This window comes from Burkholderia cenocepacia, from assembly GCF_900446215.1.
Classification (GTDB): Bacteria; Pseudomonadota; Gammaproteobacteria; order Burkholderiales; family Burkholderiaceae; genus Burkholderia; species Burkholderia cenocepacia.
In genome coordinates this window covers 1,269,243-1,282,496 of the sequence record NZ_UAQZ01000001.1, presented here as the reverse complement: position 1 = coordinate 1,282,496, position 13,254 = coordinate 1,269,243, and the positions used below count along the sequence as shown (strand labels likewise).

Below are 13,254 nucleotides of genomic sequence, written 5' to 3'. Positions count from 1 at the left end.
GATCGCCCAGTGATTCGCCGCCTTCGGCTTCTACGACGACGGCATTCCGTGGGACGTTTCCGCCGTATCGCGGCTCACGGGAGCGTAGAACACGCGGCACCACACCCGGTAAACCACACAGGCGCCGCCGAGGGTCACGATCGCCATCGTGATCGGCAACACGCGCATGCCGATGTGGACTCCGGGATCAATCAGTCGTCAGGTACGCGATGCCGGGTTGGCCGGGCGGGTGGTCGACGGACGGCAATGCGTTGTCTTGGTGAAAGGGGTGCTGCGTATCGTCAATCTGGTCGGTTTGGGTGTCGCACAACCTGCGTCGTCTTGCGGGCAGGGTTGGCAGTCTGTGCGCGCGTAGCATTCTCGCTCTTCGAGCACGCGGCCAGCAGGCACGAAACAAGCAAGGCGATAGACGTTCTACGCATGATCAATCGAGCCTGCTGCGCGTGGCCGCAATCGAACGAGCGGGTTGGCCACGCAGCCTTGACGCATGAACCGGTCAAGCCTGATCAAGGTACGCAACGAGTTCCCACGCAACTTGTTCAACGTGTTGGCGCGTCCCCATCATGCTGTCGAGCACCGCCAGCTTTCTCGGTTCATGCACGACGACAGACGGTAGCGCGTCGCCCTTGAGGAATCGGCGCTGCGTATCGCCAAACTGACCCGCACCGAGTTTCGCGCACCATACGCCGTCTTCCGGGCAGGTCTGGCCCGTGTGAGCAACCGTACCCAATGGCAGACGGGATGCGACGTTTTCCGGTTGCTCGGCCTGCGAAGTCTTGTCCGCGGATCCTGGGAGCGGTAATCCTGTCGCGGGATCGAGATGTTTGGCTTTCGCCATCTCGTTGATGAACTCGTCTGAAGGCTTCTGCGGTGGCGTCGCTGCGTCTTGTTCCTTTTGCCATTGGAACGTGCCGTCCCACGGCGGCAGTTTTGCCGGCGGCAGCGGAACAATCTTGTCGAGGTCGGGAACCTTCGGGTTACGGCTCTCGTTGCTATCGAGAAATTTGCCGATCAACCGATAACGACGCGAGCGTTCTGGATCGTGCGCGAGCGCAAGGTACGAAAGACGATTTGATGCCTCGGGGCCGTTGAATCCCTCTTCGAGTGCCAACGCAGCTTGAGCACTCCCCGCCTTCACACCTTTTTGAAAGGATAAAACGGCATCCGAATATTTTGAGTCGTTTTTAAAATTAATTCCCAAATAATTGGCAGCATCTCCGTAACCTTGATTGGTCGCACACTGCCTCATTTGACGTGCAATCTCGGGAGCTCGATCGTGTGGCGCCAGCTGCTCGGCAACATAAGTTTGTGCCTCAGGACTTCCCATGTCCGCAGCCTTCCTGAAATACCGCAAGGCCATCTCGGCATCCTGCTTTACCCCATAGCCAGCTTCGAGATAGTGCCCGATGTCGTAATAGCCACCAGGAACTCCGTCATCAATTAACTTCTTTGCCAGCGCAATGGTTTCCTTTGCCCCGTCAGGGGAGTTAGCCAACCCTTGGGAAATCAGCCTCTGTGCGTTAGTGTTGGCTTTGTAGTGACCATACGCTGCAGCTATTCGATAGTAGCGGACGATTTCATCGAAATCCTTTGGACCATCGATTTTCTGCAAATAGCGACCATACTGAAACAACTGATCTGCCCGCGGATCCAAAGGCGGAAGATGTTCACTCTCGTGCACACACGTAAGTGCGAGATTGGCTCGTACGTCCGACATATCGGGTAAATTCGAGTCCACTGAGTCTTCCTTGTTGGTGCAGGCGCACACTAGCAACACGACCGTATAAATTACAAGCGACTTTCTCATTTTTCAGTCTTTGTAGGTGCGTTCGTTTGACATGCGCATGAAACGAATAATCGAAGCGACGGGTGAATGCTTTCCTCCACCCTGCAGGTCGGCGTTATTGTTAAGAATCATTTCCCATTTATTAAAAGCTTGCCCTGGATCATCCTGCGCCCCCTCCTTGTTCGTATGCAGACTCCACAACTGCTGCCGTAACCTCTTGGTCACGTCACCATTCTCGTGACAGATATTGAGTTCGCTATCCGCCTCCATGCTGCGTGTGTTGATGTTGGCCGACCCCAGCGTCGTAAACACATCGTCGATCGTCATCAAATCAGTCGTCAGGTGCACGATGCCGGTTGGCCGGGCGGGTGGTCGACGGACGGCGATGCGTCGTCCTGGTGAAAAGGTGCTGCGTATCGTCAATCTGGTCGGTTCGGGTGTCGTGCAACCTGCGCCGTCTTGCGGGCAGGGTTGGCAGTCCGCGCGCGCGTAGCATTCTCGCTCTTCGAGCACGCGGCCAGCAGGCACGAAACAAGCAAGGCGATAGACGTTCTACACATGATCAATCGAGCCTGCTGCGCGTGGCCGCAATCGAACGAGCGGGTTGGGCACGCAGCCTTGATGCATGAACCGGTCAAGCCTGATCAAGGTACGCAACGAGTTCCCATGCAACTTGTTCAACGTGCCGGCGCGTCCCCATCATGCTGTCGAGCACCGCCAGCTTTCTCGGTTCATGCACGACGACAGACGGCAGCGCGTCGCCCTTGAGGAATCGGCGCTGCGTATCGCCAAACTGACCCGCACCGAGTTTCGCGCACCATACGCCGTCTTCCGGGCAGGTCTGGCCCGTGTGAGCAACCGTACCCAACGGCAGGCGGGATGCGACGTTTTCCGGTTGCTCGGCCTGCGAAGTCTTGTCCGCGGATCCTGGGAGCGGTAATCCTGTCGCGGGATCGAGATGTTTGGCTTTCGCCATCTCGTTGATGAACTCGTCTGAAGGCTTCTGCGGTGGCGTCGCTGCGTCTTGTTCCTTTTGCCATTGGAACGTGCCGTCCCACGGCGGCAGTTTTGCCGGCGGCAGCGGAACAATCTTGTCGATATCCGGGACCTTGGGATTGCGGCCGTCGTTGTGGTCGAGAAATCTCGCAATCAGATCATAGCGTCGAGTGCGCTCCGGATCTTTAGAGAGAGCAAGGTAATACAGGCGATCACTCTCGGGAGGTGCTTCAAACCCGTTCTCCAGGAACGATGCTGACTGAACATCCCCCGATTCAACCCCTTTCTGGAACGCCTTTACCGCCTCCGCATAGTGCTTATCTGTTTTCAGATCAATTCCCAAAGCACTTGCAGCTTTACCGAACCCTTGGGCTGTTGCGCATTCGCGCATTTGCTTTGCCACCTCAGGAGCCTTATCCATCGGCGCCAGGAGGTCCGCCACATAGTATTGCGCCTCCGGACTCCCCAGATCGGCAGCTTTCCGAAAATAACGCAACGACATTTCCGGATTTTTCTTCAATCCATATCCCCCCTCCAGATAATGACCAATGTCATAGTATCCCGAGGGTATCCCTTTATCGACAAGCCGCGAGGCAAGATCGACCGACTCTTTTTCTGCGTCGGGAGAACTAGCAAGTCCCTGCGAAATCAACAATTGCGCGTTCGTATTGGCCTTATAGTGATCATAGGCCGCTGCAATACGATAATATCGAAGAATATCATCGTAGTCCTTAGGCCCACTATTTTTTTGCAAATATCTGGCATATTTGAAAAGAATATCTGCATTGGGATCCAATGATGGCAAATGATCCGATTCGTGAGCGCAGACAAACTCCAGATTTGCGCGAACGGCACTCAGATCAGGCAATTGAGACACTTTCGACTCCTTTTCGGTACATGCGCACAAGCTTACGGATAGAAAAACGATCAGGATATGTCTGTTCATCAATTAGTCTGCGTATGTACGTTTGGCCGACGTTCTCACAAATTTTACGAGTGACTTTTCCGGTGGAAGGTTCTTTGTTTTGTTCACCTTGTTCTGCTCGACGATGTCATGCCACGCCATAAAAGATTTGAAAAAGTCTTCCTGTGCGCCTTTGTCCCCGGCATGCATGCTCCACAGCCTTTGCCTCAACGACTTTGTCACGACCGAGTTTTCGTGGCAAATATTGAGCTCACTATCGACATTCATGCTCCGGAGGTTCACATTCGCGGAACCAATCGTCATGAACGCGTCGTCAATCGTCATCAGTTTCGCATGAACATAGACAGGTAACCAGTTTCCTCCGGGTGAATCCGGAGCAACGAGCGTACAAACTTGTACCTTTAGGCCCTCGATGTCCAACGGCGGAGCATCCGGGTCGATGTGTGCATTGAGCTGCTTTTTCCTCTTCAACTCGTTCAATGCTTGCTGCAGTTCTTGTTGCTTCGCCATATTATCCTGATAGAAATTCATGGCACCCTGTAGCGAAGCTGCATTGATATCAACGCCCTGTGCTGCAAATTTGTGCTGTATCGATTGTTGAGCGGCAAGCTGAGCTTCCAGGTCCTTTTGCTGTGCAGCGTAGTCATCGCTGCGCTGGAGTTGAGCCACTCCAGGCATCGAATTTCCACATCCGAGCGACTCTAGCATTTGATACGTTCTTACCGTTCCATTTCCAACCGCGTCGTCGCTGGAGTTGGTGATGACGAACAAATAAATCGAACCATCCCTGCCGAAATCACGGCCTGCCTTTGCATGCGCCTTTGCGACATCTTTTATCTTCAGTGCAAGGTCATTCCATCGAAAATATTGATTTTGGATGAAAATGCACTGAGTAGCGTTATTGACTGCATTCAAGTACATCACTTGAATTTCCCGCTTATTTTTCTCCGATTGCGTGCGAACAATCTGTGCCATCACGGAAACATCATCGGGCGCATCGTTTCTAATTTTGTGTATCCCGGCCAAATGTTCTCGCGACTTCGCCAATTTTTGGCCAGTTGCGTCATCCCATGCTTCACAGAAATTCTTGTTTAGATACTGCAGTATCGGACCGGTCACTCGACTAGAGATGTCCTGCCACGGATAAGGGCCGTTGCGTCCCTTGCTGGGCGCCATCGCCTGATAGCTGTGCTTGTCAGTGTCCCAATACTGATCGAGCATGTTGTGTCCCATGACGAAACCAGTAGCCAGATCCGAATCATCGTAGTCCACCAGCACCATTTTCTGGTGGTGCGACGGCTCCCCTCCCATTGCAGCCGAGGTCGTTGCCTTTGTGCCGCCACTCCACCCATCCATTGTCCCGTAACCGGATATTCTTCCCACGATTTCGGAGCGTACCGACAGGTCGAATCCTCGCGTAGCCAACTCGATGTTGGGGAATCCCGCAATCTTGTGCAGCACCGGGTTGGAGCCCGAAGTAAAGGGCTTCGACAAGGCAGCTACCACATTCAACGGCAAATTGACTGTGTCCTCGATAATTCGATCGGTGACGGAGTGAGACACGGGATTCGTGACATTATTTAAGTTGGCGCGCTGGTACCAATTGATGTCAAATACCCGCTCCTCATCCGTCTGATAGTCCCGCCCAAGCATCGATACGTGGTCGTAAACCCATTTCGGAAGGGCGCGTTTAAGTGGTGTTATAAAATCATTGCCCGGCATATTGTTTTCACTGAGTTCCGCCATATAAAACGGATCTCGCCAGCACAGCAGCCTTACTTTTACACCTTCCTTTCCTTTTTGCTCGAGCAGTTCGCCAATTCGCTTCCCCGTGCCATCACGGAGAAAATACATCGATGGCTGGAATCCCCAACAAATAATGTCAATCGAATGTTTTGCATCGGCTATCGCCTTGTAAACAGCGGCAAATGCATCGCGGCCATTGACCAATGGCCGAAATCCCGCAGCCGACGGACTATATTCGCTATTACAAACAAACCATGGCAAACATGCCATCGCCGATGAAGTGTGATTCTGCGCAATCGGCGTGGTAATGGATTTATTTATATTGGCCATAGTCTATGCTTCCGACGAAGGACTGAGCAGTTCATTATAGATTTGCCGATGCGTGGCCCGATCTGGTGCAGCACCATCGTCCGGTGCACCTTCGTGATACTGAAACCCCTGATTCGCAAGTTTCCCGTTCTCGGCATCCCGATACTCACCCGGCACCGGAATCTCGTGCTTCACCCCGTTCGCCATCTCCAGCGTGTACTTCTGCGTGGTGACCTGATGATCGATCGGCAACTGCCCGGTCTTGTCGAACACCCCTTGCTTGACCAGCGCCCCGTCCGCGTAAAGCTTGTACGGCATGCCGACCGGAACGACACGGGTCGCGGACGGCGAGGCCATGGTATTCAGCATCAGCCGACGCGTCGGCAAATCCTTGAACGCGGGATGGGTCACATCCATCCGCGCAGGGCCGCTGAACGCATGCTGCGCGCCCTTGATGTCGATCTTTCCTGGCGCATGAATCTCGATGTCGCCCCCTTTGAGCCGAATGTACGCGCCGCCCGACGTCAACAGGATTTCCTGCTGCGCCGATGCCTGGACCTTCTCGGTCACGGAGGCCAGCAACAACGACTTCTGCGCGGTCACTTCGACATTGTCCGCATGAGTCTGAACCTCGATCTTCCCCTTCGCGGCAAACAGCTTCATCCCGGCATTCTGCACGAACAGGCTCAGTTTCTCCGTAATGCTGGCGACCAGCGATTTGCCGGTCGCCACGTGCGTGCTTTGCCCGCTGACGATATTGACGTGCTGATCCGCCGCAACGTGCGTCGACTTCTGCGTCGACAGGCCGATGCCGGCAGGCGCAGCCATGAGGATCACCGGCTGCTTGAACGCACTGGCGTCGCCCGTCCCTCCGCCGGCCGTCACACCGCCACCGCCCGTCGCACCCGATTCGCTGTGCTGCGTCGCATCCGCGAAGGCCTTGAAGGTGTCGTGGCCATCCTTCAGGCTTTCCGCCTTCGACGTTTCGCTTGCCTGCGACAAGCCATCGAGGATATTCGCGGAGCCGTTCAATTGACGCGTCGCCAGGCTGGCATCGAGTGGCTGGCTGGCCACCGGGTGCGTCGTCACGAACAGTCCTCGCCCGGCCCGCAGCGCGCCATAGGCTTCGGAGCTCAAGTCGAAGCCTTTGCCCAGATAACCGCCCCGTGCGTTGTCGTTCTGATCGATCAGGTAGCCCAGGTGCAACGCGGCATTCGTGCTGCTGCTATACAGATGCACGCGGTTCTGGCCCGTGGAGTCGTCCATGACCATCTGGTTGTAACCGCTTCCCGAAAACTCCTGGGACCGGTAGCCCGACAGCAGCGCATTCGAATGCCATCGCGGCTTCGCGGCCCCGTTGTAGACGCGGTGCAATGCAATCGGACGGTCGATGTCGTTCCCGATATGGCCGATCAGCAGTTCCTCGCCTGCGCGCGGCATGTGAACGCCACCGTACCCGTCGCCGGTGTCGGATTGCGCGACACGTACCCAGCACGACGCCCGCTCGTCACCTTCGTTGTGCCGATCCCAGATGAACAGCACCTTGATCCGGTTCAGGCTGTCGGTATACGCCTGCTGCCCTTTGGGGCCGGCCACGATGGCCGATTCCAGCTTGGCTTCCGGTTTCCGGTGTTCGAGCGGGCTGCGATATGGCACGGACGTACGCTGCGCTTCGATGGCAACTCGATAGAAGCCAGTCGAGCCGTCGTCATGCGATACGGTGAACAGCTTGTCGGGGTCGTCCGCATCGGCCTGTTTCACTGCCGAATAGAGGCTGTGTGGATAGTTGGCTTCGTGCCCGGAAAGCGGCACGTTGTTCACGATGATCCACTCGACCTCGATCACCGCGAATTCCCGGTGATCGGCCGCGTCCTGATCGTGCTCGGGATGCCCCGTCAGCGTGAATCGCCGCCCCGCATCGATGCGGCGCACCCCGCCGACACCATCGTAGCGCTTGGCTCGCGACTCCCATTCCTCCATGCGGATCTTGCCGAGATGATCGCCGCGCTCCTGTTCCGGGTACGTATAGCCGCCCGTGTATTCATACACCTCGGCCTGCGACGGCAGATCGCCCTGGTTCGCCATCGTGGGCACCGACGTCGCCTTCGGGTTGGCAGGGGTCGACGGATTCTTGTAGTCGAACGTTCGCGTCGACAGCAGGACGGACTGCAGCGTCCGGGTACCGGCCCACTGCGTCAAGGCGTCCACTTCGCCATGAACGCCCGCCCGCGAAAACTCGACCGTTGCCGGCGCAAGCGGCTCGAGCGTCTGCAGACGGTCGGTCATCACGAGCGTGTGCGATTTGCCGTCCTGCGCTTGTCTCCAGACGCCGTACAGACCTTCGGATTCGAGCAGCCGATGCACGAAATTCCAGTCGGTTTCGTCCTGACGGCAATAGGAACGCGAGGGCAGCGGTTGCGACAATTCAAAGCGATACATTCCGCGCGCCTGCGGATGCGCATCGAATACGTCGGCAATGATCGCGTCGACGGTCTTGTCTTGCCAGTGGCGCTGGTCCCGTCGGAATTTCAGGAAATGCAGCCATGACGAGAAACTGAGCTGATAACACGCGAGTCCGCCATCCACACCGAGTTTTCTCGCGGTATGAATGTAGCCGTGGTGAGGAAGATAGGACTTGTCGGTTTGCTGGATCCACAGCGTGATGGGCTGCGAAATCAGTGCCTTGAGCTGGACATCATTCGATGTCGACACACAGTCGACCATGAACAGGTAATCCCGACCGATACGAGACTGCCCGAACACGCGATGCGGGATCAAGACGTTACTACCAAGCGGTGTATCGAGCTTGAGAAGCCGTTCCTGCTGAATCAGCCCTCCCGTGAGTGCCCCGATCATGCTGTGCGCATCCATAGCGCCTCTCTCAGAATTATGTTGTTCTCGACCGGCGATTCTACGAATGACGATTCTGTGACGTCAATTGGGTGGAATTCAAATAATTGAAAACTGTAATTGGTTATTCATTGACGTGAATGCATTTAGTAATACCGAGATGCTGCGACAAGCAGACGCCATTCGTCCTGCACGATGTGCGCCGAGCATTTCCGCGTCGCCTGACGTCCCACTGCAAGCACCCGCGGCTTGCACGACGACACGGTTCCACCGTCACCGATCCCACCGCGCGATGCCCGAGCCGACCCACCCCGCGGCCCTGCTATGATCGTTTGCCTCGCGCCCGTTGCCCGCCTTTTCACAAAAGGTGCCGGAACAAACGCTACGCCGACGCGAGCCGCTGCAAAAGCCTAAAAAGAGCAATAGAGAGGCGACGGGGCGCCCCTGGCATACCCGCCGCGGATTTCCGATCCGGCCGTGCGGGCTTCGGTCCGCCATCAGGAGACATCTCCATGAATTTCATCTTGCGTGTCGGGCGTACCTGGGACACCCAGATCGATGCCATTCGCGACGCCGTTACCGAACACACGAACCTGATCCGCTACGACAACACGTACTACCGGATCTGTTCGAATGCGGCGCCGCCTTCGTTTACGATCAGCCTGCTTCCCAGCACCGGCGGCACACCGCTCGTGCTCAACATGCGTACGCGCGACCTGTACGTCGAGTTGATCGGCGGTCATCCGTTCGAAAACTACTCGCACAATCTCGACCGGATGCCGTTCGATGCGATCGCCACCAGTGGCAGCGACGCGGTGCGCGGCTTCTCGCTCGATAGCGCGATTCGCGGCCTGCTGCGCACACCCGACGGCGACAAGCGCATGCTCACGCCCGATGATCGCTTCCTCGCGCAATCGCTCGTCGTGTTCTGCGTGGCCGAGTCGCTGCGATTCGACAAGATCGCGACCGAACTCGGGCAGTACTTCCGGTCGTCTTACGATCCGAATCATCCAGAGATCACCAGCTTCCTGAAGGGCGCCACGCCGATCCGGTATCTGCAGTCGTGGTTGAAGATGGCGAAGAACTGGGAAAAAACGACCCGGGACGTATTCGACGGCATCCCCGACAAGATGCGCGAGATCGTCGTCCAGCCGCGCGACCGGTTGTCGCCGGCCGACCGGCAGGCGTCCGCGCGCGTCGACACCACCGCGTTCGGCGAAGTCACGCAGAAGATCGCGCCGGGCATGCGCGTGCTGATGCGGCCGTCGTGACGCTCCGGCTTCCTGCCACCTGATGCCATCGACCACCGCCGGCGCGAAGCGCTTCCAGGCGCTAAAATCCGCCGCCTGAGCATCCACGACGAGCAAGCGTTTTGACGGCGTTCGAGCAGGGCTTCATCCTTACCCGCCACTGGCGGGACACCGCATCCGGCATCGAGATCGAGTTCTGGCTGGCAACCGGACACGGCCCGCGCCGCGTGCGGTTGCGCCCGCAGGAAGCCGTCGCGTTCATCCCCGCCGAGCAGCAGGCGCTCGCCGAGCGCACGCTGGCCGGCGAGCGCGACGCCGAGTTGCGGCCGCTCGCGCTGCGCGACTTCCGGCAGCGCCGGGTCGTCGGCCTCTATTGCAAGCGCTACCGCCATCTGTCCGGGCTCCAGAAACGCCTGGCCGCCGCCGGCGTCGACGTCTACGAAGCTGACGTGCAGCCGCCCGACCGCTACGCGATGGAGCGCTTCATCACCGCCTGCGTCGAGTTTCGCGGCCAGCCCGGCCGCGACGGCACGCTGACCGGCGGCGAGCTGAAGCCGGCGACCGGTTACCGCCCCGCGCTGCGCTGCGTGTCGCTCGACATCGAAACCAGCGTCCACGGCGAGCTGTACTCGATCGCGCTCGAAGGTTGCGGGCAGCGCCAGGTCTACATGCTCGGCCCGCCGAACGGCGACGAACGCGATAGCACCGGCACGCTCGATTTCAATCTCGACTACTGCGACAGCCGGCCCGCGATGCTCGCGCGGCTGAACGACTGGTTCGACGAGCACGATCCCGATGCGGTGATCGGCTGGAATCTCGTGCAGTTCGACCTGCGCATCCTGCACGCGCACGCGGAGCAATACGGCGTGCCGCTGAAACTCGGGCGCGGCGGCAGCGTGCTCGACTGGCGCACGCACGGCCAGCAGCCCGACCACTTCTTCGCGGGCGCGGCCGGCCGGCTGATCCTCGACGGCATCGACATGCTGAAATCCGCGACGTGGACCTTCCCGTCGTTCAGCCTCGAATACGTGTCGCAGTCGCTGCTCGGCGAAGGCAAGTCGATCGACAATCCGTATCAGCGGATGGACGAGATCCAGCGCCGCTTCGATCACGACAAGCCCGCGCTCGCGCGCTACAACCTGAAGGATTGCGAGCTCGTCACGCGCATCTTCGACAAGGCCGACCTGCTGTCCTTCGCGCTCGAACGCGCAAGCGTCACGGGTCTCGCGGCCGATCGCACCGGCGGGTCGGTCGCGGCGTTCACGCACCTGTACCTGCCGCGCATGCATCGGCTCGGCTATGTCGCGCCGAACCTCGGCGACGTGACGGGGCAGAACAGCCCCGGCGGCTTCGTGATGGATTCGCGCCCCGGGCTGTACGACTCGGTGCTCGTGTTCGACTACAAGAGCCTCTATCCGTCGATCATCCGCACGTTCCTGATCGATCCGGTCGGGCTGATCGAGGGGCTCGCGCACCCCGCCGACGACACATCGGTGCCCGGTTTTCTCGGCGCGCGTTTCTCGCGCACCGCGCACTGCCTGCCCGACATCGTACGGCGCGTGTGGGAAGGCCGCGACGACGCGAAGCGGCAGCGCAACGCACCGCTGTCGCAGGCGCTGAAGATCATCATGAATTCGTTTTACGGCGTGCTCGGCTCGACCGGCTGCCGCTTCTTCGACCCGCGCCTCGCATCGTCGATCACGATGCGCGGCCACGAGATCATGCACCGCACGCGCAAGCTGATCGAAGCTCAGGGTTACGAAGTGATTTACGGCGATACCGATTCGACGTTCGTATGGCTCGGCCGCGCGCATGACGACGACGAAGCCGGCGCGAAGGGTCGGGCGCTGGTCGAGCATGTAAATCGCTGGTGGCAAGCGCACCTGCGCGAGCAGTTCGGGCTCGACAGCGCGCTGGAGCTGCAATACGAGCGGCATTACCGGCGCTTCCTGATGCCGACCGTGCGCGGCGCGGAAGAAGGCAGCAAGAAGCGCTATGCGGGCCTCGCGGCGACGGCCGACGGCGGCGAGGATCTCGTGTTCAAGGGGCTCGAAACGGTGCGCACCGACTGGACGCCGCTCGCGCAGCAGTTTCAGCGCGAGTTGTACCGGCGCGTGTTCAGGCGCGAACCGTATCAGGATTTCATTCGCGACTACGTGCGGCGCACGCTGGCCGGCGAATTCGACGATCAACTCGTCTACCGCAAGCGCGTGCGCCGGCCGCTTCGCGAATACGAGCGCAACGTGCCGCCGCACGTGCGCGCGGCGCGCATCGCCGACGAGTTCAATCATGCGCAGGGCCGGCCGCTGCAGTATCAGCGCGGCGGCTGGATCAGCTACGTGATGACGACGGCCGGCCCCGAGCCGCTCGAAACGATGCGCTCGCCGATCGACTATGCGTTCTACCTGAGCCGCCAGCTTCAGCCCGTCGCCGATGCGATCCTGCCGTTCCTGCGCGACGATTTCGAACGCGTGATCTCGGGGCAGGGGCAGTTGTTCGGCGATTGACGAGTCACCCTCCAGCCCGTCCCGGTTGCGCACGCAACCGAGCCTTGCAGGCCATTCATCGCGCGTCGACCATGAGTCTGCGGATCGATCCGAAGCCGCATCGGTCGGCATTCGCACGTCCCCACCTGCCGCACGACAAGTAAAACCGATTGCCTCGATCAGGCGTCCAGCTTTGACGCCGCGCCGACCGGTCGCTCCGGCCGCATGCCGGATCATTGGCCTCGCGACCGATGCACGCACCTGCCGCTGAGCCGGGCCGTCCCGAGCGACACGATTGATGCAATCAGGGTTGCCTCACCACACGCGTCAGGAACGGCCCATGCGGCAAGCACCGCCGCAGCCATCGCCGATGCGTGATCGCCCCGGCATGCGCATTGCGCACTCTCACGCATTCTGGAACACAGCTCGCCAGGAATCGCCGTTTATCCGGCCGTTCCGGGTTCCTAAACTTGCTCCATCGATCTGGCGGCCTGCCGCAGGTACGCCGAATCGCAACGAAACCGTCTGAGGAAATCGTGAAATCGCTCATCGTTACCATCGCCGCCGTCACCACTACCGCCACCGCGCTGCTTGCCGCACCGACCCTGTCGTACGCGCAGTCGTCGTCCCACTCGACGCTCACCCGCGCGCAAGTGCGTCAGGAGTTGCTGGACCTCGAATCGGTCGGCTACAACCCGTCGATCGGCGACGGCGACAGCTATCCGGACGACATCGTCGCCGCGCAGGAACGCCTGGCCGCGAAGCGCCTCGCCGAACACAAGAATGCCGAAGCGGGCTACGGCCCGAACGGCGCACCGGGTTCGGATTCCGGCGCGCCGGCAGCGGCGGCCGTGGCGCACTGACGCGCCGCCGGTCACCGGGAGGAAGCCCCCGTTCCGCGCCGCC

Annotated in this window: 8 protein-coding genes; 3 read left to right on the top strand and 5 right to left on the bottom strand. The window is 59.3% G+C overall.

Annotation, left to right across the window (positions count from 1 at the left end; all coding sequences use genetic code 11):
• Window positions 1-496: 496 nt before the first annotated feature.
• The 5 genes from DTA15_RS05945 to DTA15_RS05925 all read right to left on the bottom strand — a co-directional run bounded on the left by DTA15_RS05945 (window position 497) and on the right by DTA15_RS05925 (window position 8,633).
• The gene (locus DTA15_RS05945) at window positions 497-1,807 is read right to left on the bottom strand and encodes an SEL1-like repeat protein (RefSeq protein ID WP_012493018.1); all 1,311 of its coding nucleotides are present in this window, start codon (window positions 1,805-1,807) and stop codon (window positions 497-499) included.
• A 3-nt stretch (window positions 1,808-1,810) separates the two neighbouring features.
• Window positions 1,811-2,113 carry a phosphatidylserine/phosphatidylglycerophosphate/cardiolipin synthase family protein gene (locus DTA15_RS05940; protein ID WP_006493654.1) on the bottom strand — a complete coding sequence of 101 codons (303 nt, stop codon included), beginning with the start codon at window positions 2,111-2,113 and terminating at the stop codon, window positions 1,811-1,813.
• Window positions 2,114-2,420: 307 nt separating this feature from the next.
• The gene (locus DTA15_RS05935) at window positions 2,421-3,728 is read right to left on the bottom strand and encodes an SEL1-like repeat protein (RefSeq protein WP_012493017.1); all 1,308 of its coding nucleotides are present in this window, start codon (window positions 3,726-3,728) and stop codon (window positions 2,421-2,423) included.
• A gap of 3 nt (window positions 3,729-3,731) precedes the next feature.
• Entirely contained in the window at window positions 3,732-5,783 is a 2,052-nt protein-coding gene (locus DTA15_RS05930; RefSeq protein WP_006483090.1) for a phospholipase D-like domain-containing protein, read from the bottom strand.
• 3 nt (window positions 5,784-5,786) lie between these two features.
• Window positions 5,787-8,633: a type VI secretion system Vgr family protein gene (locus DTA15_RS05925; RefSeq protein ID WP_006483118.1), complete on the bottom strand. Its 2,847-nt coding sequence runs from the start codon at window positions 8,631-8,633 to the stop codon at window positions 5,787-5,789.
• A gap of 491 nt (window positions 8,634-9,124) precedes the next feature.
• Here DTA15_RS05925 and DTA15_RS05920 point away from each other — a divergent pair, with 491 nt between their 5' ends.
• From DTA15_RS05920 to DTA15_RS05910, 3 genes are all read left to right on the top strand, one after another.
• Window positions 9,125-9,883, top strand: a complete 759-nt coding sequence (locus DTA15_RS05920; protein ID WP_006483080.1) for a hypothetical protein — start codon at window positions 9,125-9,127, stop codon at window positions 9,881-9,883.
• Window positions 9,884-9,984: 101 nt separating this feature from the next.
• A complete protein-coding gene (locus tag DTA15_RS05915; RefSeq protein WP_006483081.1) occupies window positions 9,985-12,369 on the top strand; it encodes a DNA polymerase II in 2,385 nt (794 codons plus the stop codon).
• 515 nt (window positions 12,370-12,884) lie between these two features.
• Complete coding sequence (locus tag DTA15_RS05910) at window positions 12,885-13,211, top strand: DUF4148 domain-containing protein (RefSeq protein ID WP_006483102.1); 327 nt, start codon at window positions 12,885-12,887, stop codon at window positions 13,209-13,211.
• Window positions 13,212-13,254: the final 43 nt, after the last annotated feature.

Excerpts from the sequence above, each read along its gene's own strand:
- DTA15_RS05925 (WP_006483118.1), bottom strand. The coding sequence starts at position 8,633 with ATGGATGCGCACAGCATGATCGGGGCACTCACGGGAGGGCTGATTCAG.
- DTA15_RS05935 (WP_012493017.1), bottom strand. The coding sequence starts at position 3,728 with ATGAACAGACATATCCTGATCGTTTTTCTATCCGTAAGCTTGTGCGCA.
- DTA15_RS05940 (WP_006493654.1), bottom strand. The coding sequence starts at position 2,113 with ATGACGATCGACGATGTGTTTACGACGCTGGGGTCGGCCAACATCAAC.
- DTA15_RS05930 (WP_006483090.1), bottom strand. The coding sequence starts at position 5,783 with ATGGCCAATATAAATAAATCCATTACCACGCCGATTGCGCAGAATCAC.
- DTA15_RS05920 (WP_006483080.1), top strand. The coding sequence starts at position 9,125 with ATGAATTTCATCTTGCGTGTCGGGCGTACCTGGGACACCCAGATCGAT.
- DTA15_RS05945 (WP_012493018.1), bottom strand. The coding sequence starts at position 1,807 with ATGAGAAAGTCGCTTGTAATTTATACGGTCGTGTTGCTAGTGTGCGCC.